The organism is Algoriphagus ratkowskyi (assembly GCF_002150505.1).
GTDB lineage: Bacteria > Bacteroidota > Bacteroidia > Cytophagales > Cyclobacteriaceae > Algoriphagus > Algoriphagus ratkowskyi.
This window is the reverse complement of the sequence record NZ_MSSV01000007.1, coordinates 147,643-173,579: the sequence shown is the minus strand read 5'-3', so window position 1 is coordinate 173,579 and position 25,937 is coordinate 147,643. Positions and strand designations below refer to the sequence as shown.

Below are 25,937 nucleotides of genomic sequence, written 5' to 3'. Positions count from 1 at the left end.
ATGGAACAAGTAGGCAAAGTCAGCATAATTTGCATTGCTTTCAATCATGAAAAATGGATTGTGAAAGCAATAGAAAGTGTAATTCATCAAGACTATGGAGCAAAAGACCTAATCATTGTGGATAATGGGAGCTCAGATCAAACGGCTATAATTATTCAGGATTGGGTAAAAAAGAACTCCCCAGGATCTGCTGTATCTGTAATATGTAAATCAGAAGTCAAGCCTTATTGTAAGCTTTTTGACGAAATGCTGAATCTTACAACCGGAGAATTTGTAGTGGACCTTTCTGGGGATGATTTTTTGTATCCCAACCATCTTTCACGTTCTGTTGAAAGATTAAAACAAGTTCCAAATGCTGCTTTTGTATTTTCAAATGCTACGATTTGCGAAGAAAATGGCACTCAGGAGAGCTACTACGAGAGCAAAGATGTGAAAGATCTAAAGGGCAAGATCTTAGGAAGGGAGTTTTACCAAACACTCATAAGTAGAAGCTTTATTTCATCTCCTACCGTGGTTTTTAGAAGCAAAATACTAAAGATAGAAGGTGGATATGACATGTCACTTTCATACGAAGACTTTGATGTTCAACTTCGTCTTACGAGTAAGTATCCCGTGGTGTTTTCGGATCATGTAGGTGTTTATAAGCGAAAGCATGCCCAATCACTTTCTGCCAATCAATACCAGCGCTATCAATCAGCAATGCTCCCTAGTACACTCCGTGTTTGTGAGAAAATCCGAGAAATGAATAAAACTTTTAGTGAGGATGTGGCTTTAAAGAATCGAGTATTATATGAATTAAAGCATTCGCTTTGGTCTGCAAACTTTCAGGTAGCAAAAGGGTTTGTGAATCTTGCAGATGAGTTGGAGATAAAAGGTATGGAGCTCAGACTGTATAAAATTTGGCTTCTGTTACGGCTTGATATGTCATGGCTTTATGTGCAATTGACATAATTAGCCCACAATAACTTCTATAAATGGCGGCTTCGAGAAATACTTTTGTCCTATGCTGCGTATGTCTTCCGATGTAAAACGTTTTAAGTAGGCCAATTTTTCAGTAAAATAGCCAAAGTCCATTCCAGAATGATGAACAGCTTTGAATCTGTCAATCAAATCAAAGGAAGTGCTGAATTGCTTTAGCATTTGTCCAATGAGATAATTCCGTAAGACTTCTAGTTCATCGCCATCAATTTTCACTTCTGTCAAAATTTTGATCTCGTGATAGATTTCCTTAATTACCTCCGGATAGAAAGCTTTTTGAACATCAGCTGCTATTACCCAATAATTCGAGTCGCCTATTTCAGCCAAAGTTGAATGTATCCCATAGGTGTGGCCTTTGTCTTCCCGAATATTTTTAACAAGTCTAGAACCAAAATAGCCTCCTAATAGTGTGTTGAAAACCGTAAGCCCAATAAAGTCAGGGTGTGTTTTTGGAATTGACCAGTTGCCGATGCGAATGCTGCTTTGAACTGATTTTTCTTTAGGCTCTGTCACTGCTAAAAGCGTATTTATTCCAGGTAGAAGTATAGATTCTGATACTTGCCTATTTGGCAATTGTCCAAAGAGTATACAAAGCTTATCCACTTCAGTAGAATCTAGATTTCCTGTCACGAAAATCTCTAGGTGTTGCCAAAGCATACTTTCGTAATAAGAGACTAGAGGCTCTCTTACAGCTGCATCCACATGTTCTTCTGTAATCTCAACTCCATAGGGATGAAATGCTCCAAATAGGCACTTACTAAAAATTTGACTTGCTCTAGAAGCTGTTCTTTCTCTTTCTAATTGAATACTGAGCTTACGCTGCGAATGCCTTTTTTCCAACATGTCTTGAGGAAAAGTAGCTTCAGTAAACAAGGAAATAAATATGTCTAATACTGTAGAAAGATGTTTTCTTGTTGTCAGTAGCCCAAGTCCTTCATGAGCGAATGTCAAAATTGGATGAACTTCTGAGGCATAAAAGTCAAAGAATTCAGCTATTTCTCCAGCATTTTTTAGCTTCGTTCCCTCTTGTAACATTTGAAGGGTGAAGGAAGGAATTAAGGATAGTTCGAGTGGAAGAGAAGCTCGTTGACCTTTACATATTATGTCGATTTTGACGGCATCCAATCCAGGAGTGGGAATAAAAAAGAACTTTGCTCCATTGGAAAGTTTGAATTCCGATGGGGGCAATAGTTCAAAATCCTCAGGAACTTTAAATTCCGGAGCTTTTGACCTGTCTAAGAACATTTTTTAATTAGTGATATTGTACATCAAAGTGAACCTAAGTGTCTCCGCAAGTGGATTGTTCTGCTTTTGAGGAACTAAGTAAGAGAAATCAAACCCAAGTTTTTTCAAATCGAAGCCTACGCCCATAGTGAAGTATTGCCTCCCTCCTTTATTTGGATTTTCATAAAAGTATCCAGTGCGAAGAGCAAACTTATTGTCATAAATGTATTCCACCCCGAATGAGATCATAATCTCTTGCATTTCCTCAGAAAACCCTCCCGGAGCATCAGCAAAGGAACCGAACATCCCTGAAAGTAATGGGCGATTAGGGTCATTACCTTCTTCTATTATTAAGTTCCCATTATTGTCTGTCACCAATGTTCCATCCTCATTTGTGGCATAGATTGGTGGTGTTGGGACTAATAGTTTGTTTAGATCTAATGCAAAAGTAAGTGTGTTAACTGGATCCAGATCTAAGGATAATGCAGTTCCTACTTTTAGATTGGTGGGAATATAATCTAGATCGTCTGCAGAGTTGTAGGTAATTTTTGGTCCTATATTGGAGATGCTAACCCCCCATGAGAAGTTGGCGTCTTTTGCACCCGCATATATTGGTTTCGAATAATATAAACCTACATCGGTTCCGACACTTATTCCTGGTTTGGCTTCAGTACCACCTACTGAAGATATATTCCCTGAAAGATTTGAATAGATAAAGCGTGCAGAAATCCCTAGTCCTAAATAGGAAGATAGTTTTCTAGAATAGGTTCCTCCTAAAGCAATATCGCGGGGATTAAATTCTCCAAGATCTTGACCATTTCCATCAGTTAATTGAATGTCACCCATATCGAAGTAACGAAGGTCAAATCCAAAAGCGGAAACCTGATCAATTCTGAAAAATCCAGTTAAATAACTCAAAGACATATCATTCACGAGTTTGCCCAGCCAAGGTGAATAAGAAAGGGAAAAACCCATGTCCTCTTCTACGAAAGCAAGTTGCCCTGCATTCCAATGTGCTGAACTACCGTCTGGAGAAAGTGCAACGCCTACATCGCCCATCCCTGAGTGTCTAGAATCTGGAGCGAAATTTAAAAAAGGGACAGCAGTGGTAATCACTCTTCGGCCAGGATCTTGACCAGAGATAATAGTACCATTCTGCCCGTAAGCAGATAAAGTAGCCAGGGTAAAAACTGCAAGAAGTAAGTTTCTCCTATTTAAAATGGCTATTTTTTTCATTGAATCATGATTAGACCGCTTACTGAATCTGTTGAATTATCAAGTTCTGACTGAAGCGTTAATTTGTAAATATAAGTTCCTTTTGCTGGATATTTGGTTTGCCTTTGTAAAAAAAACCAAGACAAATCCACTATTTGTGTGTCAGCTTTGACTAAACGCTTATCTTCTGAATATAGTATCTTTCCGTCTGTTTGGTAAACTGCTAATGTTAGCATTAAGTTTTCTCCAGGACGATTATGCTCAAGTTCAAAATGACTTTCAATTTGTGTAGGATTTGGGTAGGTCTTATGATGTAAGATTTGAATTTCATCACTACCCCGTACGATTATTTCTTGGCTGAGCACACTCTCATTGCCTAAGTTATCCCAAGCTCGGACAGTTACCAAATTCTTACCTTCTTTTAATCCTACAAGCCTAGTATCCACAATACCAGAAGTGAACGTGTTATTTTCAGCTATATAAATCTTATTCAATTGATTTGGAGTGTTTTGATTTATTTGAACTGTCAAGTTTTCAGCTGGTATTAGACCGGATATATTTACACCGCTAGTGTCTGAAAATGTAGCTTTCATACGTATAGATGTAGAGGGGAAAATATATGGAGGAGATTCTTTACCTCCAAATACTACTCTAATTTTAGGACCTTCCCTGTCCTTTGGAAAATTGCTGGATATACCTCCAATAATAGCTGAATCAAACCCAAAAGCTTCCCAAGCTTGAGCTTGACTTTCTCCCAAGATCCTGATGCTGCCATCACCATACTCAAGATCTATGTTTTTTGGAATGATTAATTTCCCTTTGATCAAGCCGGAGGTGATAGTACCAGTACCTCTAAAGAGTAGTATTTTCTCTTCTTGAAATTCCACCACAGTATTTTCGTCTCCTAGAGTTTTACTCTTTGCAGGTTTGTCATGGAGTTCGATAGTATAGTTTCCGTTGAAATTAGCAGCAATACCACCTGAGCTTGGGTTTATCACTAAGGCTTCGAATGTCACCTCTTGAAGAGCTGAAAGTGTATCTAAAGGATTTTGATTTTCAGGATCTGTGAATGAGGTAAATTCTATTTTGAATGTAGGCGTGGCCAACCTCATGCTGGGATCTGCTAGAAGGCTGAAATTCCTGTTTAAAGATCCATTTTGACTCTTGTTCTTAGTGTTTCTGAAAATACTGCCTAGGTCTTGTGCGAACTCATTTTCAAGTCTGAATACTTCGGCAATAAACGCTTCATTTAATGAGAAATTCACACTACTGAAAACAGGTCTTCCTGTAGTCAAAAGCCCAATTGCACCCTTATTCGGTGCAATTAGAAGTTCTTCTGCAGCTGATCTTAAATAGGGGCTATCATGTCGCCCAAATTCGCAGGTGGCAGTCACCCAAAGTGCCAATTGCTTCTGCTTCGCCCAGTTCGGAATGTCTGAAGTGAGAAAAACTTCCTCGGCTGTCAGCGTCGTTTCATTTCCATGACCGATATAGTTTAGGAGCAGTGTCCCTCGTTCTAGGGTTTCTTCGAGCGCAGATTTCGCTTGTGCAGAGGACTGGCGCTCTCCAGTTTTTTCCTGTTCAAACCTGTCCAGATATAGTTTCTCCTGCTTGTATTCTTTATGATTTTTAGTTAAAAAGCTCGCATGAGCTTCAGAATCGCGCAAATGAATATTGTTATCACCATCGTCTGCGAAAAAGGTGACTGTTTTTTTCCAGTCACCAGTTTTAGGATTGCTTTCGTAATCAATAATTTTGTCAACAACTAGTTTAGCTTCTTGGGCATTAATGACTGGCAATCTTCCAACCCCTATTTTCATCAGTTCATCTCCTGATCGGCTTTCTTCCCATTCTCCTTGCCCAAATTCAAGCAAAGTGAAATAATCATCAGAACTGTAGGTAGTTAGTGGGTTCAGACTGTTTCTACTCGTATAAATTGGGACAAGATTTGGTCGTCCTCCAAGTTTACTCTTGTAATCAAACGTCCCTTTGCCGAGAATCAGGACATTTTTGAGCTTTGCTCCCTTGTGATAATGCCAAGCCAGAAAATTGCGTATGGCGTTAAGATCAGAATTGCCATAACCAAATGCATCGTAAATCTCATCGAGATAAGCTACTTCAGAATAAATCCCCATTCCGACTTTGTGAAGGCTAAGTTTTTCAGCGGAATTACTAAGTAACCTTGGCGCAATAAGTAAAAAGTCTGGCCAAACAGATTGAGTTCTTAGCGAAAGGTTTGCGGGTTTTAACTGGGAAATTTCTTTTATGTGTTTCTCGTTGAATACAATGAATTTCTGACCACTTAGCTCTGATCCTGAATTGAAATCTATAGCTTTTGGAACGTAATAGTCACTCACCTCCCAAGCAGATAATCCAGCCAAGGGAGCTAAGAGAATTGAAGATTTTTGATTTAATGAGTAAACTCCTTCTTTAAGCGAGTTACTCGAATGGGGGACTCCAATCCCTAAGTATTCAAAATAGCCAGCGTCATTAGGATTTGAGGCTTGAAATGAAATTCTCAATCTGTCCACTTTATTTCCAGCAGGGGAGAAGCTCTCATTCAAAAGCACCTCTTGGCCTTTGATAGCATAAGTACTGTTTGGAATCCCATCAATAGAACTTTCAGAAATATTCAAATCATCTACAGCCATAAAGATTTTGGCAGCTGCACTAGACCTGCCCATTACCTTCCCAACAATCTTCCATTCCGCATTAATTTCTGTTTCTAATGGGAATGAGTAGCCACGAGTAACTCCTGGAGCTACAGCTCGTGAATACCATGCTCTCCCAGAATTCAGAATATTATTTTGATCCTCTTTGAGCCAGTTCCATTGATAAAGGGTAGCAGGGGGTAACTCGCCGGGTTGTCCACCAATAGTGGTAATTCTCCTTGCTTGTCTGGAAACTCCAATCAGAAAACTGATCGAATCTGCATATTGATTTGGATGATAGGCTATGCTATCCTTATTGTATTCATAGCTGCTTGGGGCAGAAAGATAGAAATACAAATTTCCGTCTTTCTCTAAGCCTGGGATCTCTTGAAGTACTAGGTTTTCAGGTTGTAGAACTTGAGGAAGCATACCAGGGTACCCATAAACTGCAACTTCACTAAGAGAGTTGATACCTAGCATTTGAGCATTGCTGGCACTTATTTTATAAATACCTTCTTCTTGAATTTTGAACTTGAAAAATGAATTTTGGCCAGAGGCAGATTCAATCAGCAGAAAGCAGAAAAGCAGAAAGAACAGAAGCTTTTGGCATTGGGTAATCATTCGGGACTTATCACATTTTCTACTAATGACAAACCTAGATATGCTAATATTACGATAGGTATTCCTGCCAGGCCGAAAATCAAAATTAGTGCTATACTAAGTGCAATTATAGCATATCTGAATTTGTTGGTCGTAAAAGAATAGGATTTAAACTTTAACGCGATCAAAGGAAGCTCAACAAGTAAGAGTATTGCAAAAATCCATGCGATTCCTATCAAGATAAAAGGAGAGGTGATCAAAGTTCCGATATAGGGCCACTGAATAGCTAAATAAGGAAGTGTACAAATAAATAGTGCGTTTGCTGGGGTAGGGAGCCCTATGAATTTATCACTTTGTCTAGTGTCCAAGTTGAATTTCGCAAGTCGCATGGCGGACAAAAGTGGGACGATCAAGGTAAGATAGGGGAGCCATTCTATGTCGGTATTGACTTTCGCCATTTGGAACAGAATCATACCAGGGAGGACACCAAAGGAAACTAAGTCCGCAAGCGAATCGAGTTGCTTTCCAAGTTCACCTTGTACATTTAATAATCTTGCTGCAAAGCCATCAAAAAAGTCGAAGATTGCTGCTAAAATGATGAAATAGGCTCCTGAGAAAATGTTGCCATTGATCACCCATATAATTCCAATTACTCCTGAAAGTAGATTTAGGAGCGTGATAATATTAGGGATATGCGATTTTATTTTCAAGATCTTGCGTTTTTACCCACAAATGGGTTGTGAATTTTTTCGAATGCTATAGTCGTCTCAGGACCATGGCCTGGATAAATCACGGTTTCTTCAGGAAGCGTAAAGAGCTCCGATTTAATTTTACTCAACAACAAGTCATGATCTCCACCTGGCAAATCTGTTCGCCCAATACTTCCTCTGAAAAGTGTGTCACCTGCGATGCACTGTCCAGATTGCTGATGATAAAAGACCACATGGCCAGGAGCATGTCCAGGGACAAAGATGATTTTAAGGATTTCATCTCCAACTTTAATCTCTTCACCTTCGGATAGAAATCCATCAGCCTCACTAGTTTCATAGCCTACAAAACCATAATTAGGAGCATAAACTTCTACCGCTTTGAGCACAGCAACTTCTTCTTTATGAATAAGAAGCTCGACGCCAAATGTTTTTTTCGCCCAAGCATTTCCCAGTACATGATCTATGTGACAATGTGTGTTGAGTAATTGAGTAATTCTAATCTTATTCTCAGTAACGAAATCCAGTAACTCTTTTCGCTCAGCGAGATCAAAGCATCCAGGATCGATCAAAGTACCAATGCCTTTTTCATCGTAAAGCAAATAGGTATTTTCTTGAAAAGGGTTGAATGTAAAAGACTTAATGTGAAGCATGTGAAATGTATGTGGGTAATCGAACAAAATAAGGAATTAAACCTTTATTTTGGGCTATGGAAATTGATTTTTTGCTCATAGGACATGGACTAGCCGGAACAGCGCTGGCCTATAGACTGAAGCAAGCTGGAAAGAAAATTAGGATAATCGATGAGGCTGGAGCGAATACTTCGAGTAGAATTGCTGCAGGGCTTTTCAATCCAGTGACAGGTAGGAAAATGGTTAAAACGTGGAAAGCTGACTATCTTTTCCCTCTGATTAAGCCATTTTACCGTGAACTTGAACGAGTTACGGGAAGTCAATTTCTTACAGAGAAAGCTATTTATAGACCATTTTTGACTTTTGAAGAGCAAAACGAATGGATGGGGCATAGCGCAGATCCCGGGTTTGAAGCATATTTAGAGCAGATCTATTCAACCAGTCAATCCGAATTTCTAAAAGATCCTTATGGAGGAGTGATGCTTCGTAATTCTGGCTGGTTGAATATCAACAATCTACTTGATGCGATGACTACGTATTTTAAGGAGGAGTTGATTTTGGAAAAATTTGACGAAGGTTTACTTTCACAAAAGGATGAGCTTTGGGAATATAGGGATCTAAGGGCCAAAGCAATAATTTATTGCAATGGCACGGGGGCTATGAATTCCAAGTTTTTCAATTTTCTTCCATTTGCTCCAGTGAAAGGAGAGATTTTGGAACTAAAGCAAGAATTTACTCCTGATTATGTGGTGAATCGTGGAGTTTTTAGGGTTCATTTAGGGGATAAAGTGCATAGAGTTGGATCTACATACACCAAGCATGACTTGGACATAGGGGCTACAGATGCTGCTAAAATTGAGATTTTGGGGAGATTGACTGATTTGGTTCGACTTCCTGTAGAAGAAATAGTGAGTCATAAGACAGGAATAAGGCCAGCTACTAGAGATAGAAAACCATTTCTAGGAAAACATCCTACCGAGGTAGGCGTTTATCTATTCAATGGTTTTGGAGCCAAAGGTGTTTCACTCATTCCATATTTCTCTGAACAAATGGTGACGTATCTAATAAATGATAAGGCTATTGACACAGAAGTGGACATAGCTCGGTATTTTAATTATATTTAAAGACATCTTTCAGCAAATCGAATGCGCTATCACCTTTTTAAAATTTTGGTTTTTGCTGGGTTATGGTTGAATTCCTTTTTTGCCCTTGCTCAGTTTGATCAAGAACGATTTGGCAAAAACAGAATACAACACCAGCAATTTGAATGGTATTTCTACTCCTCAAATAATTTTGAGGTTTATTACTACGACCGTGGAGGCGCAAATGCCAAGATGGCGATTGATTATCTTGAAAGTGAATTTAATCGCTTGACTCAGATGATTGGCTATGTCGCTTACACTAAGCCCAAGATTTACATCTACAACTCTCCTGAAGAGCTTTTGCAAAGCAATATTAATCTCAACAAGGAGGAATACAATGAGCAAGGTCAGACAAACTTCAACAGATTATTGGCAGAAGTAGCCTATAAAGGGGAAGTGGATCAATTCAAAGAAGATATCATATACGGCACGGTGAAGGTGATAATTGAAGAGATGCTATATGGTTCCTCTGTATCAGATGCATTTCAATCCAATCTTACTAATAGTTTTCCAGAGTGGTATGTGGATGGAATAGCATTGTATTTGGCCAAAGGATGGAGTCGTGAAATGGATGATTTTGTACGACATTATTTTGAAGAAGATCAAAATCCAAAAATTCTCAAGCTTAAAGAAAAGGAGGCTGCCCTCGTTGGTCAGTCCGTGTGGAATTATATTGCTGAAAGGTATGGCAGAAGATATGTCTCAAGTGTTCTTAACCTTTCGAGGATAAATAGAAACGAAGAAAATAGCATTGCAAATACTGTAGGGCTGAGTTATAAGACATTTACCGAAGACTGGAAAAAGTATTACTTAGATATTAATAAGCAAGTCTCTTCTACCTTCAAGGAACCAAATAGAGACGCGGCTGTCGCAGAAACATCTCCGAAATTCATTGGAGCCATTAATGATATCAAATTCAGCCCAGATGGATTGAATTTGGCCTATGTGATCAATAATGGTGGTAAATATAAGGTTCAGGTTAGGGAAGTTAGTTCTGGACGTGAGCAGACGATTTTTGCTGGTGGTACATCCCTTCAAGATCAAGAGGCAAACTTTACCTCACCAATAATTGCCTGGAGAGATTCAGCGAATATTGCCATTGCTTCATTCAAAAGAGGATTTACAACCCTCAGACTAAGATCACTTGATGGTTCAAATCAGGATAAGATATTCTTAAGAAATATCACACAGATTTTAAGCCTTGACTTCAATAGTACTGGAAAAAATATGGTTCTTTCTGCTATCTCAAACGGAAAGTCTGATATCTATACCCTCAATGCACGAGGAGCAGGTAAGAGATTGACGAATGATCAATTTGATGAGTTAACTCCTATTTTCCTAAATGATTCAACCATAATTTACTCTTCAAATGCCACTAATTTGCCAGATTCGGTAATGGGAAAGAATCTGGAATTGTCTTCACTCCCTAATTATTATAACCTCTATATGGTGCAGGTGACAGATACAATTGTCACCAAGCAACTGACTAATTCAAATAGTAAAAATATAAAGCCTAAAAGAATAAACAGTAACACGATAGTCTACCTCTCTGATCTCAGTGGAATCAATAATCTGATGCGAATGAACATAGGGAATCAGGTTTCCAACCAGATTTCCGCATATAATAAGAGTGTTGAAGCATTTGACGTAACAAGTCGAATGAATAAAATGGCTTATTCTGTGCGAGATGGAAGAGAGAGTTTTTTAATTGTAGAAGGCTTTTCTAATTCAGATCAATTCACTCCAAGTACCCCTAGGATACAGCTCGAGCAAGCAAAAAGCTTGAATGAGCGAATGGCTGCTAGGCGACTATTAGAAGAGAAGACAGCAAAGGAAACAAGTGCACAGAATACTGCAGTCGGTAATATCGATTCTTCACCATTGGTGCTACTTGATACAATTGCAAAAAACAAGACATCATCTATAGATCTTAAGCGCTTGAGTTTTGAGTCTGAAAATGGAATCAATACGGACAATTACACCTTCGATACCTTACCGGCTAATCTCAACACTTCTGCAGTCTCTTCAGCTGATTCGAAATCCAACTTGTTGGAGACATTTAGGAAACAAAGTTTGCAAAAGAGAGTCACAGGGCCTAAAAGGATGGAGCCTCAGTTTTTTATCAACACGATAAACACCCGATTTGTAGTTGATCCTTTGAGAGGATTTGGGCTTGGCTTTTCAGGTAAAATGACTGATTTGCTTGATAACCATTCCTTCCAAGCAGGAGTCATGACAACACTTGATTTTCGATCGGGAGGAGATATATTCTTTGAATATGAGTATTTGAAAAGCAGAGTTGATTTCAAAGGAAGATTTGATCGAAAAATTATTCGTGTCAATGAGAGCTATTTATCAGATCAGAAATATGTGCTTACGAAGATTGAGGCAGGATTTTCTTATCCTTTGAATGCAAATGCCAAGGTTTCGCTTTCACCTTTTGTGGCAAAAACACAGTATTTTAATCTTAACCCTGACTCCCTTATTAACGGTCAAGTGCCAGTTCAAAATGAGCTCAATGTCAATTACGTAGGTGGTAAAGCGGAATTAGTTTATGATAGAACTCAGCCATTAGGACTTTATTCTCAAACCGGTTTTAAAGGGAAAATAGGCTATGTTCAATACAAATCATTTAATAATAATCAACGCTCATTTAGCAACTTTTACATAGACCTGAGGGAGTACAGAACCATTCACAAGAACATTGTGCTTGCAGCAAGATTGTATGCAGGGTCCTTTATGGGAAATAATCCTCAGACCTATATGGTAGGAGGAATGGATAATTGGTTATTCAATGAGTTTTACAGACCTCCTTCCAACAGGCCTGAAACATCTCCTATTCGTAATCCTAATGGAGTAGAAAACTCCAATATTCTCTTCGCAGACTTTGTGGATTTAAGGGGGTATGATTACGATGAAATTCGTGGCAGAAACATGTTAACGTTCACTACTGAGCTCAGAATTCCTGTTTTCTCTTATTTGACACGAGGAAATATTACGTCAAACTTCATCCGAAATTTCCAATTGGTAGGATTCTATGATATAGGTTCAGCCTGGAACGATTCTGCACCTTGGGAACGTATAAATGATCAGAATACTGAGGTAATCAATACAGAAGGTTCTCCATTTGTGATAACGCTTAATAATTTCAATAATCCATGGCTGCAGAGTTATGGGGCTGGCTTGCGAACAGTTTTGCTTAATTATTATGTCAAATTCGATGTAGCACGACCAATTCGGAATTATGAAGCAGAAGACTTAAAGTTCTACGTAACTTTGGGCTTCAATTTCTAACTACAAATTTTATTATGATCAAATCAATGACCGGTTTCGGTAATGCCGGATTTGAAGATGAACGGATGATAATCCAAGTGGAGATTCGCACGCTCAATTCGAAATTTTTGGATCTCTCTATCCGGAGTCCCAGACAGTTTAATGATAAAGAGCTTGAGATCAGGAATCTGGTTCAATCTATATTAGATCGTGGTAAAGTGAGTATTTCGATTGATTTTCAATCCAAAGGCTCTGCTGAAATGCCAGTTAGCATCAATGAAGATTTATTCAACCTTTTCTATCAGAAGTATAAAGGACTTGCCGAAACAGTTAAAGACGATTCTCAGGATCTTTTTAAACTTGCTTTGCAATCCCCTAGCGTAATAACCCAGGTAACAGGTGAGCAAAGGGATGATCAGGCAGATTGGGAGGAAATCAAAAAAGTTCTAATAATAGCTTTAAATAAGTGTAATTCCTTTAGGCAAGATGAAGGAAATTCACTTGAAGAAAAGCTTCAGGGCAATATAAAAATGATTGCCAGTGGCCTGAGTAAAATTGAAGCGGAAGAAGGAAATCGAAAGGATAGAATCAAACAAAAGATCAGAAATCATTTCAACGATTGGCTAGACGAGAATTCTTTTGATGCCAATCGCTTTGAGCAGGAGTTAATCTATTACTTCGAAAAGCTGGATATTACAGAAGAAATTGTAAGATTGGACACCCACTTGAAATATTTTACAAAGTGCCTGAACGAGGAAGACAGCCAAGGTAAAAAGCTGGGTTTTATATCGCAGGAAATAGGCAGAGAAATCAATACCATTGGTTCCAAAGCAAATGACGCCGAGATGCAGAAGCATGTAATTCTGATGAAGGATGAGCTGGAGAAAGTAAAAGAACAATCGCTGAATGTTTTATAAAACATGGTTTGACGCACTGATGTCGATAGCCGTATACTTTTTATTTTATAGGCTGGAACACAGATGACAGATGTGGCCAAAAGCCTTGCGTGGACCCTGCTGTATATTCTTTTCTGGCATTAAAGCGTTTACTCACATTATTAATAACAGAGGTTGTCCCAACAAGACAGCCTCTTTTATTTTAAAAACAAGAGGTCAATTCAATCGAAAACGAATCGGCATTGTCATTCGAGACCTAACTGTTCTACCGCCAATTTTTCCAGGATTCCAATTTGGAGAGTTTTGGATCACCTCCATTGCTAATTCATCGCAACCTCCACCAATCGTCCTTACCAATTCAATGTCTTGAATTGAACCATCTGTATTGACGACGAATCTTACGATAACCATTCCTTCTATACCCATTCTCTTAGCCTGTGAAGGTTATTTAAGATTTATATTGAGATAGGCATTCCATGCGTCCATTCCTCCCTTAAACATCGCCTGTTCATCTACGAAGTTTTCGATTTTATCCACTGTTTCTATAATTGGAGCAGTTGTAATAATTACTTCAGGTATGACGGCTTTCTCACTTGTATTAAGATCTATGGTAATTTCTGTAAGCTTTTCGATCGTAATATCATCTTGTTTGATTACCACTTCGATAGGAACTGGAGGTGGGGGAGGAGGAGGCGTGAGAATTGTGATTGGAATATTAAGTACATCCCAATCATCCTCCATTCCATTAAATGTTTTAATAATTGCCTGATCATAAGCTTTCCATTCGAAAGCTACCAAGGTAGTTCCGAGACTAATAGCTAGTCCCAAGTTGAACAATGTGACTGACCACCTTTTAAGATCAGACTTTTGGCTTTTTTTGTATTCCATGAGTGTAAAATTAGGGGTTAGAAAAACTGTTCTAAAAATTTACACTACATAACTCACTGATACTAATAAGCTAATAGAATTTAATTAAGCTAAAAGTTGTTAAAAACAAGACAAAAAAAAGACCCGATTTCTCGGGTCTAAAGTATTGCTATTTAATTAGCTCAATTTGAATCTAATCGGAAGTCTCATACGAGTTCGTACCGGACGACCTCTTTGCTTTCCTGGAGTCCATTTTGGAGCGTTACTTACTACTTTCACTGCTTCTTCATCACATCCTCCGCCGATTCCTCTCAAAACGTCTACGTCTTGAATTGAACCGTCAGTGTTCACAACGAATACCACAATTACCGATCCTTCTATACCCATTCTTCTTGCTTGAGTAGGGTATTTTAGGTTTTTAGAAAGGTATGCATTCCAGGCAGACATTCCCCCTGGAGGCTCTGGTTGAGTTTCTACCACGTCAAAGATTTCATCAACTTTCTCCACTACTGGAGCTGCAGCGATTACTACTTCTTTGATGACCGTTTTTTCCTTTACATCTACATCAAAGTTTACTTCGATTTTTTCTTCAATCTCTACCTCATCAGGAATCTCCTGAATAATAGGCTGCTCAATCGGTGGTGGTGGTGGTGGTGGTGGCTGCTCAGTGATTGGAATATCTAGCAATTCTTCGAAGTTGTCAGTTACTTGACCAAGGTCTTTTAAAGAACCATCGTCAAACGACTTCCACTCGAAGGCAGCAAGGGTAGCACCTACAGCTACTGCTAAACCAAGGTTCATAAACATTCCTGTTTTCCTTGTTAGATCAGCGCTGGGAGTCTTTTTTGCTTCCATGATGGAGTTTGGTTATAAAGGTTAAATTTTTGTTCTATTTCAGAGTAACAATTGTAATAATTAATAGGCATTAATCCAAGCCAATCTTGCTGGTCGGAATCTTAAAATATGCTAATAAACCTGCCAACCCACCTATTTCATTGAAAATCATGTCCATAATATCAAAGGATCTGAAAGGCACAAATAGTTGTAAGCATTCTAAAACTATACCAGCAGCTACACCGAAGATCAAATAATTGCTAAGAACTCTGCCTTGAAGGCCTTCTACGTTAGCTCTTTTAACACCTACTCCACACCAAAGGAAACTCAAAGTTCCAAAGCATATAAAGTGGATAAGTTTATCCTCAAATTTAAATGATGCGTCAGGGAAATTATTACCTGGTGTCAACATGGCAAAAGCTATTATTAACAGGCAACTTAGTGCCAATACCAATCTCAAAATTGATAAATTATTTGCCTACCAATTCTGCGTATTCCTCTGCTGACAACAAATCCGATGGAAGATCACCAGTAATTTTCACTTTGATCATCCAGCCTTTTTCATAAGGTGATTCGTTCACTAGCTCTGGTGAATCTTCTAGGTCAGGATTAACTTCTAAAATTTCACCATTAAGTGGCATGAATAAATCTGAAACGGTTTTTACCGCTTCTACTGACCCGAAAACTTCATTAGTGTCTAGCGTTTCACCTGTAGTTTCAACTTCTACATAAACGATATCACCGAGTTCGCCAGCAGCAAATTCAGTGATGCCAATGGTTGCAACGTCACCATCAATTTTAACCCATTCGTGGTCTTTGGTGTACTTTAGTTCTTGAGGGAAATTCATGTTTGTAATTAGTTATATCGATGTCAAAATTAATAGGAATCAGGTAAGGATAAAATCTATTGGCCTAAATTAAATCGCAATTGACCGCCAAAGGCAGTCGATGTTCGCTTATAAGCGGTGGTCACTCTTGGGTCGTTCACTGTTCTGTCGAAATACAGAGTAAGATTTAGATTTTGATTAATCAGGTAAGAAACGGTTGGTCTTATAGAGAAATTCAAATTTCCACTCGTGATTGTGCTTCCTTCTTCGATCTTTCGTTGAATTTGTTTTGTGCTTTTTACACTAGAATTCAATTGAAATTGAAGGTCGTTTTTGAGTACAGATTGCTTTCCCTGAAATTTAAATGGGATTTTGACTCCTGCTTTAGTATAACCTAGCGACAAGACAAAGTCATTGCTTTTAGATTCAGTTACTTGGGAGTTAGAAAAATTCAAACCAAGATTCCGTTCTTTATTATACGTCACAGCAATATTTAATCTTTCTTTTGTCAACATATCAATCCCTATAAGCGGACCAAAACGCTCAGAAAGAACCACGTCATTGAGTACATAGATTGGAATATATTGACCTTCTTGGTTCACTTGATTAGGTCTTGGAATTTGTTGTAAGGTATTAAAAAGCTCCAAACCTTGCTGATATTGGAGCGAGTTAGAGAAATTACTAGCATCATAGGTTGATGTATACATATGTGTGATATTGATGCTACTAAAAATATCACTTAATCCTTTTATTCTAGAAAGCCCTCGATAGTCTAATCGCCAGTTTGGTAATGGTGTTTTCGGAAAAGGATTCATATTGAATGAACTCGCATCCTCCCCACGATAAGCTGCTAGAAATGCAGGTATTAACACATCTTGTCCATTGATGCTAAATTCTCCGCCAGCGTTCTCAGAGTCAAGCCTACTTTTGATTATAGCTCTATTGTTCTCGAATTCTGTAAAAAGTGGCGACACGTTATCAAAACCATCTTTGCTGAAGGTAGTTCCTAGCATGATGGTGGTAATACTATATGCTCCTAGTCTATTAGGGCTTATGGATTCATATACTCCAGGGCTATCCATAGAGTTTCTAAATATCTCTTCATAATTCCCAACTTCTCGCTTTGCAGCGTTCAGTGTAATTCTAAAATCTTGGAAAGGTTCTATCAAACTTCCAAACCTCATATTCACGGCACGATTCTGCCTGAATGTCTGTGTTAGTTCACTGCTTGGGGCCATGATGCCTTGTAGTGCAAATTCATTTCTGAGCCCTGCATTCTGGCTACCGAATAGGAAAGCCAAACCCGGGTTTTCAAATGCCCGATCCATTCCTAAAAGTCCCGTATTTGGCATATAACCTGGCAGAAAAGTACCTTCTATTTTCCCATAATTGAAGGTGACTTCTTTCACCATCATAAGGGTTTTAAGCAGTTTATTTGTGAAAGGCGTTCCTATCGTATCCACTGTTTGCGTTCCGGTCCTACCAGGTATAGTCGGTCGTTTGGGGGCATTTAGGGCTGCGAGTTTTTTATTTTTATTGTACAACCTGACTAAATCCAATTTCCCGTTGAGCGATTGGTCTCGCGTGTTTTGAATCGTATTGCCAAGTGTGTCCTTCTGGCCTATAGCTCCAGTCAGCCAGGTGTAAGTAGTGATATATTTATAATCTGCTTTGATCCAATCTGTAATCGGAGACTTATCCAGAGGTAGGGTATAATTGATAGAAACGTTGTGATTATAGTTTGTCTTACGTCCAAATCTCCAGGCATTGTACTTGACTGAATCTGACTTTTGTTCGGTATCCAAATCGCCTTGAGGTTCATCAACTACAGCCATTATACTTCCTGTGTAATCAACTCTAAGATTCTTGGTCAAATCCCAATTCACTGAATAAAAGCGATTCATAAAGAAGCTTTTCTGGAACAATGGATCGACTCCAGAAGTACTCAATTGATCATTTCTGTACTGGGAACGTAAATGCTTTCTGTCAATATCTAACCTAGCCAAAAGTAATGTAGGGGATAAGTTCAGGTTGAAATCCTTGATAAGTTTCAAATGTGGAGAATCTAAGAATCCGGCGTTTTTGAAAGGCTCTATGATTAATGGCTTGGGCTGGAAGCTATAGGTGACATTGCCACGGTAGGTTTTGTAGCTATAGTCCTGAATTTGTGCATTAGTTTGGTTCATAATTCCAAATGCATACGAAAATGACAAATTGCTTATATCGTAGAACTTGCTCTTTGCTTCAGGATCAGTTTTGAGCTTCCGTACATTATTGAAACTTATGTTTTTCCGATTTACTTGATCTAATGCGATTTTACGATACGCATCTTTTTGATCCTGTGTTTCGAATTTTTGAAGCGCTACTTCAAAAGGCACATCAGGATTAAGTGGATCGTATTCAGGCTTAGTTGTGCTATTTTCTAGAGAAAAATACATTGGGATACTTACTCCCAAAGCTTCTGGCAATAGCTTGTCAATGTTCACATTAGTGGAAATGTCATACTGGGTAGTAGCTTGCCTTGCGCGTTCAGAAAGTCTAGTTTCCAAGCCGCCAAAGCCAATGGAGCTATGTCTGATAGAACCAGATACAACCGCTATATCAGCTATCTTCACATTCATCAGTGCATTTGCAGCCCATCCATTAGATTTAGTGAAGCCTGTTACTCTAAGCTCATTTACCCAAATACAAAGGCTTTTACTGCCGGCACCATTTGTACCAGGGTTTCTCACGCCTATCATAGATGATTGCGATTGACTTAGCTCAGGTCTACCTACTACTGTTACTTTGTATCGGCCAACCTCCTGAGAAAACGGAATATTAAGTGGCACTTTCTGGTTGTCACGACTCACTTTCACTCCAACTATATCCTGAATCGCGATGTCAATTTCGTTGTCAGAAGGCCATATAAGTTCAGGATCTCTTGTTCCTTTTGGGGTGATCACTAGTGGTACTTCTATTTCGTAATAATTATCGGTATAGTCTGTGCCTAACCTCAGGAACGCAGTGATTTCTCCATCCATAGCATCTTCGCTGTCCGCATGTATGAACATTTTTATTCGCTCAAACTGCACCAAGTCTAGCCTAACGTTTTTGAATACAGCTCTAGCATCTTTTGCACCAAGATCTTCTACGCACACTCGAAGAGATTGCTCATTCAATCTTCTTTCTACAGTCGAGGTGTTATCACGGTCCCTGTAGATGCCTGGAGGTAGTACATAAGGGCTTTCTGTAGCACTTCCTTGACTGTTTTCCTCTATACTCACAACATCCACGGTCACGTTTGAATTGTCAGGTTCTGGGATTTCAAAAAGGCCTCTTTCGAAGAGAGATTCTTGAAATACTCTCCATTGACTACCGACCATGCGAAAGTTTGCCATTCTCAAAACCACAGGTTGTTCAAAACCTGATAAATAAGTTCTTATCCATCGAATAGATTTGAAGCCAGTGATATCTCCTTCAACACGATCTGGTTGCCGTATAGGGACTCGGAATAAATACCAATTTACATTTTGACCATTTACATTGGCAGTAGTTTTATCTACAATATAGTTTTGACCAACTTCTAAGTTGCCTGGCTTGAGATCCATTTCATAAGCGTAATAATTCTCAAGTTCGTTGATGGTATTATCAGTGTTAAGGTCTTCATTATCTGGTGTATTGGAACCGGAAGGTGTGTAAGGTAGATTCTCGTTTATGGTTACTGGCGTATTACCTTCCATACCATTAAATTTCTTATATCGCTCAAGAATTTTGGTGTCCTCATTATCGTAAGTATCTTCTAAGTAATATTTGAATAAATCTGAAGAAACATCTTCTAGAATTTTATTTTTGGCAGTTGGACTTACATTCAATCGATTAATAAATCTGTCTCCGAAAAAAGCTGCCTCATCTTCATTTTTCAGTCCATCAAGACCAACATCCTGATTTTGTCTGGAGGTCTCTGAGTTATCAAAGGCGGGCAGTAAAAATTGTTCACGCGTAATTCGTCCCCATTCATCTACGCTAGTCTTCGTTGGATCTCCATCTGCAGGTAAGCCATTTTCGAAAGAATGCCTTCCATCTTTCATCAAATCTTCAGAAATATCCCCCAGATTTATTGTCAACTTTCCACCAGTTGTATTGTTTTGGTTGAATATTCCGTCCAGCACACGGCCATTCTCACCTTCAATAAATGGGTCTAATAGCCAGAATTCTATGTAATCAATATTGGTTCGATCAAAATCCACTTCCGTAGTTATAGCTCTAGTTACTCCACCGAAATTCAATTTAGGATTAGGCAGATAGCCTTCCGTGGTCAGATTTGTGTTGTAATTATACATCCCTCGCTCACTGGGAAAGAATGCCATTTCAAAGAGAGGCTCTGGAGTGACAATGACATCTCGATCTTGTTGTGGAAAAATTTCTTGTGGAAGAACCCGTCTAACATAATGATTCTGACGATCTTCTCTTGTAATATTAGGTGGAACACCTTGCCCACTTTCTCTATAGAATATATTATCAATGTTGTACCAAGCTATCCTAGCCCTCCTGTAAGCCGTTCCCAGGTTATCCTCAGTTTGATTACTCAAGTCAAATCGGTCGTCAAAAGTTTGCGGTGTTGATGATAGTTTCCAGTTTTGATTTGCGGCACCGCCCAAATTATAAGGAGTAATCGCTGCTTCAAAATCATCTATATAAGAAGCTTGCTCACCATTCACTTTATTAGAAGTGCCGGGTATGAAATGTGCAAATTCTCCGCTAATATTAACCAGTGAGGTTTCCTTGGTGCTGGAAAATGGTAGTGCATCAGCCATTTTGGTTAACCAACGAGATTCATCGCTGAAATTCCCATCCAATCCCCACATACTATTTCTCAAGGTTTCGCTACCTGTAGCTATTCTTGTGACATTGGGTCTTTCGTTTAAATAGAGGAAAGTACCTCCCAAATTAAACTTGTCGTTGAAAAGGTAATCTAGCCTTGTCCCCAATAAACTTCTGGTTTGGAAAGATACCAAATCAGCTTTTTCAAAACTCACATTGATTTGCTTACCAGATTGTAGAATTGCATCATTGATTATGACTAGTCGCCCTACGTTATAATCTATTGTAAAATCGACACCCTCTGTCAGTGGGATATTTCCAGCTTGAACGATTACAGACCCTGGAGAGATGTTTAATCCTGGTAGTTGAATCTCACTTGCCGAACCTGAAGTTAATCGCCCTTTTATAAAGTATTTGTTCAAGCGTGTGACTAACTCAGCATCTGCTTGAGTCGTCCTATACAGAGTATCGTAAACATATTTGTCCTTCAAGACGACTTCGCCAGGTAGAAAATATTTTTCAAGATTTGACCCAAAAGGTTCTAAAACCGGGAATACCAGAAGCCCACGGTCTGTGAGAATTGTCAGTCCTTCCACAAAGTCAAAATTCCCATCAGGGGCAGGGTCATTCTGAGGATTGAGATTGTCTAATCCTGTAAGACGAATCAATGGCTTATCTTTTACATTTGCTCCCTCCAGCAGCGAAGGATTGTCTAGACCAGTACGGTCATCTCTATAGATTACCTGAAGTTGAAAACCATCTCTTGTGATTTGATTAGCATTCAAACTATAGACGTTTTTCATCATTAGGTCCCAAGTTGGGACACGAGGATTGATGCGGGCTGGCCGAAGAAGTTTTAAGAATATCATCTCGTCCTCCTGTCTGTTTTGATAATCTTCAGTCAACTCACCTACCTTGTAAACCTGTCCGTTGTACGTGTATTCATAGGAGACAGCGATCACCTCATCATTCTGTACTCGTCTGAATAGAGATAAATAACCAAGCTGAGGATTGAAAAAATATTCAGTTGGATCTAGTTTCCTTGCTCCATTTATTTGTTCAAAATCAACACCCTTTTTGATGCCTAAACTTGTTTCCATCGCTCTAGCTCCTGTGTCAAAGGGACGGAAAGCTGAGTTGGTGGAAATGCTTGAGAAGAGATTGTTGGCAGAATTGCTGGCTGGAGAGGTAGAATTTCCAGAGCCTATACTAGGGTTAGAAGGGTTATAGATTACTCTACCTTCTCCAAGATCCATGAATGCCGAGAAATTCCGAAGAGTCTCCGTATTAGCTGCACGGTTCATAATATAAACTTCAATTCTAGTAATATTAACACCTGAAAGAACTTGAGGAAGTCCTCTTAGCCATTTTTCATAATTGTCCCTGAAGAAATGTCCGATGAAAAAGTGTCGATTATCGTCGTATTTGGAAGCCTGTATATCAAAGGACCTTCCTTGCCCATTGGCATCAATTGTCAAATTGTCCCTACGTCCTCGTTGAGTAGAAGCGACAGCAGTTACAGCTAATTTCCCGAACTGAAGTTGCGTTTTGATTCCGAAAAGATTCTGAGCTCCTTGTATCAATCGATTTTGAACAGGCATGCTGACATTTCCGATTTCAATGGATTGTATGATGTCTTCCTCAAAGCCATCATATTCTAATTTCATTTGGTTCTGAAAATCGAAGGAATTATTAGAATCGAAATTGGCTGCGATCTTCATTTTTTCACCTAATGATCCATTTACAGCCATTTGGATTTGCTGATCAAAGTTAAATCCTCCGTTTTGCTGCTGGCGAATCGGTAAAGTAGGATTGTCTATCCGTCGAAAAATCGCTCCGAAATCCAAGTTGACATAGCCAGATGGAACAATATTAATTTCACTACCTCCAAATATTCTATCTAAGGATGGGCTTACTGTCAGTGGAGGAATCAAACCTCTCCCTTCTACAGCGCTTTCTCCATCGCTACCCCGTGCTCTGCTCCTCCAGTAATCTTGTCTTACTTTATATTCTTGGATTTTTGAAAATTGCTCGAAATCATATTCTTGTTCATTTCCCAACCGTACGGTATCAAGCTGATCGACGACGTTATAACGCAGCGTTGAATCTATTTTAATCTCTACATTTTGAGTGATTGGGTTGGATTGTAAAAATGAAGTTTGCGACTGCAAAAATGGGTTGCGGGTAGGGAATAGAGGATTTGTCCTCATATTTTGCCAAAGCAAATATGAGGGCGTTAGTCTCCTTAGATTCAAAGAATCAATCCGAGACCGAACACTGTCAGGATTGGTTTGTTGAGCCTCAGAAGTGGAATAGGCCAGTAGGAGACCAAAAAGGATGAATAATTTAGGCCAACTACCGAGAAACCTCCTCCCGCAAAAAGTCAGTACACTCCAAAAGTTCAATTCAACTTGATATTATGATGTCTTTAAAGATGCCTTAATTAAATCTTCTAATGAAATTTCGCTTGTGGTTTTTTTGAGGACAGCTGCTATATTTTTTTCAGCAGCGACTTTCGGGAAACCTAGGGTAATTAGTGCTTGTAACGCTTCTTCACGGATTTTATTACTTGATTTAAGAAATCCCAGTGATGTGGCAGAAGCGTCAGTTCCACCTTTGCCTACTTTATCTTTAAGCTCCAAAATTATTCTCTGGGCAGTTTTGGCACCTATCCCTTTGACATGCTGAATTGTAGCAACATCTCCTGCCAAAATTGCATGTTCGATTTCAGATGAACTTAGCGATGATAGGATCATGAGTCCAGTACTAGGGCCTACGCCATTAATAGAGAGAAGCAATAAAAAGAGGTGTTTTTCCTCGATTTTTTTGAATCCAAAAAGTGTGTGTGCGTCTTCTTTGATATGAAGGTAGGTGAGGAGCTTGATCTGCTCCTCATCCTTAATTTCAGTATATGTTTGAAGTGAAATCTTCACATGATACCCGATTCCATTTACATCTATGATGACATAAGTAGGGTCCTTGAAAACAAGTTTTCCATTTAAGTAATCAATCATAGATTTTTTGCAGATTGTGCATCAACTACGGCTACCGCTACCATATTTACGATTTCACGAATCGAACTTCCCAGCTGAAGGATATGTACAGGTTTGTTCATTCCTAGAAGGATAGGACCTATAGCTTCAGAATTTCCAAGTTCGGCAAGTAATTTATAGGCAATGTTGCCAGAACTCAAATCTGGAAAAATTAACGTATTAGCTCTCTTATTTATGAGTTTCGAGAATGGATACATTTCACGCTGGATATCTTCATTGATCGCCACATTTGCTTGCATTTCTCCCTCTATTATTAAATCTGGGTATTTTTTCTTAGCAAGTGCAGCTGCTTTGGCCATTTTACCAGGAATATCTCCTTTGGCTGAGCCAAAGTTGGAATAGGATAAAACTGCAATTCTAGGCTCCACATTGAAGAATTTAACTGCATCTGCAGTCAAACCTATTATCTCCACTAATTCTTCAGCGGTAGGATTTAGATTTACTGTTGCATCTGCAAAGAAATATGGGCCTTTCGGTGTGTTCATGATATACATTCCTGCTACTCTATTCACGCCTGGTTTTACACCAATAGTCTGAAGTGAAGGCAAAATAGTTTTAGGATAATCTCTAGTAAGACCCGAAATAAATGCATCTGCAGCTCCAGATTCTACCATTAATGCGCCAAAGTAGTTTCTCTGAGTGACTAGTCTAGAAGCATCTCCAGAAGTCATCCCTTTTCTTTGTCGCTTTTTGAAAAGCATATCTGCAAATCTAGCAAGCATCTCTTTTTCCTCCATTGGATCAATGATCAGGACGTTAGTCAAGTCCAAAGAATTGTCCACAATTAGAGATAATATTTTCTCTCTATTACCTAGAAGGATGGGTTCACCAATTTTCTCATCACGTATAATCTGTGCAGCCTTGAGGATTTTTCTATTATCGGCTTCTGCAAATACAACACGCTTAGGGTTCTTTTTGGCTCTTGCTATTACTACAGACATTAGTCTCTGGTCGATACCAATTCTTTCCTGTAGCTCTAATTCGTAAGCATCCCAATCTGTAATAGGATATTTTGCTATTCCTGTCTCCATTGCTGCTTTGGCAACTGCTGGAGCGATGGTGGTGATCAATCGTGGGTCTAATGGCTTTGGGATTAAATACAATCGGCCAAAACCAAGTTTGTCTTCTCCGTACGCTTTATTGACAATATCAGGAACAGGTTCTTTCGCTAATTTGGCAATTGCATGAGCTGCTGCAAGCTTCATGGTTTCGTTGATCGCAGTTGCTCTTACATCTAATGCACCTCTGAAAATGTAGGGAAATCCAAGCACATTGTTCACCTGATTAGGATGATCAGATCGGCCTGTAGCCATGATTAAGTCCTCACGTGCTGCTATAGCCAGATCATAAGCTATTTCCGGATCAGGATTTGCCAATGCAAAAACAATCGGATTTGGTGCCATTAATCTAAGCTGATCTTGGTTTACAATATTTCCAGCAGATAGTCCTAGAAATACGTCCGCATCCTTCATTGCATCGGTAAGTGTATAAAGATCTCTGTCTGTGCAAAATTCTCTTCTGATTTCATCCAGGTCTGTTCTATCTGATCTAAGTATTCCGACGATATCACACAGGACAATATTCTCTCTTTTGATCCCCAAGGAAATATAGAATCTGGTACATGAAATAGCAGCCGCTCCAGCACCATTTACTACCAATTTGATATTGGAAATATCTTTTTCTACGATCTCAAGGGCATTCAATAATGCTGCTCCAGAAATTATTGCCGTCCCGTGTTGGTCATCATGCATGACAGGGATTTTCATTTCTTTCTTGAGTTCGGTTTCTATTTCAAAACATTCTGGAGCTTTAATGTCTTCCAAGTTGATTCCACCAAAAGTGGGCTCTAAAGACTTTATTATTTGGATCAGTTTCTTAGGATCTCTTTCGTTGATTTCTATATCGAACACATCAATCCCAGCAAATTTCTTGAAAAGTACTCCTTTACCTTCCATCACTGGCTTGGACGCTTCTGGTCCAATATCTCCCAAGCCGAGCACTGCTGTGCCATTTGAGATCACACCGATCAAATTACCCTTTGCAGTGTATTTATAAATATTTTCCACATCGGCTGCGATTTCCTTGCATGGCTCAGCCACTCCAGGGGAGTATGCTAGTGCAAGATCCATTTGACTGGAAAGTGGCTTTGTGGGAATTACTTCAATTTTGCCTGGCGAACCTTGCGTATGATAGTTAAGTGCGTCTTCCTTGCGGATTTTAATTGCCATAAAAAGC

Annotated in this window: 16 protein-coding genes and 1 pseudogene; 4 read left to right on the top strand and 13 right to left on the bottom strand. The window is 39.0% G+C overall.

Translation table 11 applies throughout. The features are described from left to right. Complete coding sequence (locus tag BVH02_RS09240; RefSeq protein WP_158093874.1) at nucleotides 1-951, top strand: glycosyltransferase; 951 nt, start codon at nucleotides 1-3, stop codon at nucleotides 949-951. Here the strand turns inward: BVH02_RS09240 and BVH02_RS09235 are convergent, their stop codons facing one another. From BVH02_RS09235 to BVH02_RS09215, 5 genes are read right to left on the bottom strand one after another with little or no spacing between them, the layout of a single operon-like run. Then, nucleotides 952-2,223: a M16 family metallopeptidase gene (locus BVH02_RS09235; protein ID WP_086501160.1), complete on the bottom strand. Its 1,272-nt coding sequence runs from the start codon at nucleotides 2,221-2,223 to the stop codon at nucleotides 952-954. Nucleotides 2,224-2,226: 3 nt separating this feature from the next. Further along, entirely contained in the window at nucleotides 2,227-3,438 is a 1,212-nt protein-coding gene (gene porV, locus BVH02_RS09230; RefSeq protein ID WP_111357107.1) for a type IX secretion system outer membrane channel protein PorV, read from the bottom strand. Beyond that, complete coding sequence (porU, locus tag BVH02_RS09225; RefSeq protein ID WP_086501159.1) at nucleotides 3,435-6,689, bottom strand: type IX secretion system sortase PorU; 3,255 nt, start codon at nucleotides 6,687-6,689, stop codon at nucleotides 3,435-3,437. The genes porV and porU overlap by 4 nt, the downstream gene beginning before the upstream one ends. Next, entirely contained in the window at nucleotides 6,686-7,378 is a 693-nt protein-coding gene (gene pssA, locus BVH02_RS09220; protein WP_086501158.1) for a CDP-diacylglycerol--serine O-phosphatidyltransferase, read from the bottom strand. Before pssA ends, porU begins: the two co-directional genes overlap by 4 nt. Further along, a complete protein-coding gene (locus BVH02_RS09215) occupies nucleotides 7,375-8,028 on the bottom strand; it encodes an MBL fold metallo-hydrolase (RefSeq protein WP_086501157.1) in 654 nt (217 codons plus the stop codon). The genes pssA and BVH02_RS09215 overlap by 4 nt, the downstream gene beginning before the upstream one ends. A gap of 56 nt (nucleotides 8,029-8,084) precedes the next feature. On the opposite strand from BVH02_RS09215, the gene BVH02_RS09210 reads away from it, so the two are divergent. Genes BVH02_RS09210 through BVH02_RS09200 form a run of 3 tightly spaced genes read left to right on the top strand, consistent with a single transcriptional unit; the run spans nucleotide 8,085 to nucleotide 13,339 of the window. After that, a complete protein-coding gene (locus BVH02_RS09210) occupies nucleotides 8,085-9,131 on the top strand; it encodes an NAD(P)/FAD-dependent oxidoreductase (protein WP_086501156.1) in 1,047 nt (348 codons plus the stop codon). Nucleotides 9,132-9,152: 21 nt separating this feature from the next. Then, nucleotides 9,153-12,443 (top strand): biopolymer transporter Tol, encoded by a 3,291-nt coding sequence (locus tag BVH02_RS09205; protein WP_086501155.1) that lies wholly within the window; start codon nucleotides 9,153-9,155, stop codon nucleotides 12,441-12,443. Nucleotides 12,444-12,457: 14 nt separating this feature from the next. After that, on the top strand, nucleotides 12,458-13,339 hold the full coding sequence (locus BVH02_RS09200; protein ID WP_086501154.1) for a YicC/YloC family endoribonuclease: 882 nt from the start codon (nucleotides 12,458-12,460) through the stop codon (nucleotides 13,337-13,339). A 195-nt stretch (nucleotides 13,340-13,534) separates the two neighbouring features. Here the strand turns inward: BVH02_RS09200 and BVH02_RS21745 are convergent. The 8 genes and pseudogenes from BVH02_RS21745 to BVH02_RS09165 all read right to left on the bottom strand — a co-directional run. After that, a pseudogene (locus BVH02_RS21745) lies at nucleotides 13,535-13,750 on the bottom strand (energy transducer TonB); the annotation flags it as partial. 12 nt (nucleotides 13,751-13,762) lie between these two features. Next, nucleotides 13,763-14,206 carry a hypothetical protein gene (locus BVH02_RS09195; protein ID WP_223271851.1) on the bottom strand — a complete coding sequence of 148 codons (444 nt, stop codon included), beginning with the start codon at nucleotides 14,204-14,206 and terminating at the stop codon, nucleotides 13,763-13,765. A 156-nt stretch (nucleotides 14,207-14,362) separates the two neighbouring features. Continuing rightward, nucleotides 14,363-15,040, bottom strand: coding sequence for an energy transducer TonB (locus BVH02_RS09190; RefSeq protein WP_086501153.1), 678 nt, complete (start codon nucleotides 15,038-15,040; stop codon nucleotides 14,363-14,365). 70 nt (nucleotides 15,041-15,110) lie between these two features. Continuing rightward, nucleotides 15,111-15,479, bottom strand: coding sequence for a VanZ family protein (locus tag BVH02_RS09185; protein WP_143244196.1), 369 nt, complete (start codon nucleotides 15,477-15,479; stop codon nucleotides 15,111-15,113). Nucleotides 15,480-15,489: 10 nt separating this feature from the next. Further along, on the bottom strand, nucleotides 15,490-15,867 hold the full coding sequence (gene gcvH, locus BVH02_RS09180; RefSeq protein ID WP_086501151.1) for a glycine cleavage system protein GcvH: 378 nt from the start codon (nucleotides 15,865-15,867) through the stop codon (nucleotides 15,490-15,492). Between the two features lie 56 nt (nucleotides 15,868-15,923). Beyond that, nucleotides 15,924-22,859, bottom strand: a complete 6,936-nt coding sequence (gene sov / locus BVH02_RS09175; protein WP_223271852.1) for a T9SS outer membrane translocon Sov/SprA — start codon at nucleotides 22,857-22,859, stop codon at nucleotides 15,924-15,926. 207 nt (nucleotides 22,860-23,066) lie between these two features. Beyond that, complete coding sequence (gene ruvA / locus BVH02_RS09170) at nucleotides 23,067-23,663, bottom strand: Holliday junction branch migration protein RuvA (RefSeq protein ID WP_086501150.1); 597 nt, start codon at nucleotides 23,661-23,663, stop codon at nucleotides 23,067-23,069. Beyond that, nucleotides 23,660-25,930, bottom strand: a complete 2,271-nt coding sequence (locus tag BVH02_RS09165) for an NADP-dependent malic enzyme (RefSeq protein WP_086501149.1) — start codon at nucleotides 25,928-25,930, stop codon at nucleotides 23,660-23,662. Before BVH02_RS09165 ends, ruvA begins: the two co-directional genes overlap by 4 nt. Nucleotides 25,931-25,937: the final 7 nt, after the last annotated feature.

Excerpts from the sequence above, each read along its gene's own strand:
- BVH02_RS09240 (WP_158093874.1), top strand. The coding sequence starts at position 1 with ATGGAACAAGTAGGCAAAGTCAGCATAATTTGCATTGCTTTCAATCAT.
- BVH02_RS09235 (WP_086501160.1), bottom strand. The coding sequence starts at position 2,223 with ATGTTCTTAGACAGGTCAAAAGCTCCGGAATTTAAAGTTCCTGAGGAT.
- porV (WP_111357107.1), bottom strand. The coding sequence starts at position 3,438 with ATGAAAAAAATAGCCATTTTAAATAGGAGAAACTTACTTCTTGCAGTT.
- porU (WP_086501159.1), bottom strand. The coding sequence starts at position 6,689 with ATGATTACCCAATGCCAAAAGCTTCTGTTCTTTCTGCTTTTCTGCTTT.
- BVH02_RS09215 (WP_086501157.1), bottom strand. The coding sequence starts at position 8,028 with ATGCTTCACATTAAGTCTTTTACATTCAACCCTTTTCAAGAAAATACC.
- BVH02_RS09210 (WP_086501156.1), top strand. The coding sequence starts at position 8,085 with ATGGAAATTGATTTTTTGCTCATAGGACATGGACTAGCCGGAACAGCG.
- BVH02_RS09205 (WP_086501155.1), top strand. The coding sequence starts at position 9,153 with ATGCGCTATCACCTTTTTAAAATTTTGGTTTTTGCTGGGTTATGGTTG.
- BVH02_RS09200 (WP_086501154.1), top strand. The coding sequence starts at position 12,458 with ATGATCAAATCAATGACCGGTTTCGGTAATGCCGGATTTGAAGATGAA.
- BVH02_RS09195 (WP_223271851.1), bottom strand. The coding sequence starts at position 14,206 with ATGGAATACAAAAAAAGCCAAAAGTCTGATCTTAAAAGGTGGTCAGTC.
- BVH02_RS09190 (WP_086501153.1), bottom strand. The coding sequence starts at position 15,040 with ATGGAAGCAAAAAAGACTCCCAGCGCTGATCTAACAAGGAAAACAGGA.
- gcvH (WP_086501151.1), bottom strand. The coding sequence starts at position 15,867 with ATGAATTTCCCTCAAGAACTAAAGTACACCAAAGACCACGAATGGGTT.
- sov (WP_223271852.1), bottom strand. The coding sequence starts at position 22,859 with ATGAGGACAAATCCTCTATTCCCTACCCGCAACCCATTTTTGCAGTCG.
- ruvA (WP_086501150.1), bottom strand. The coding sequence starts at position 23,663 with ATGATTGATTACTTAAATGGAAAACTTGTTTTCAAGGACCCTACTTAT.
- BVH02_RS09165 (WP_086501149.1), bottom strand. The coding sequence starts at position 25,930 with ATGGCAATTAAAATCCGCAAGGAAGACGCACTTAACTATCATACGCAA.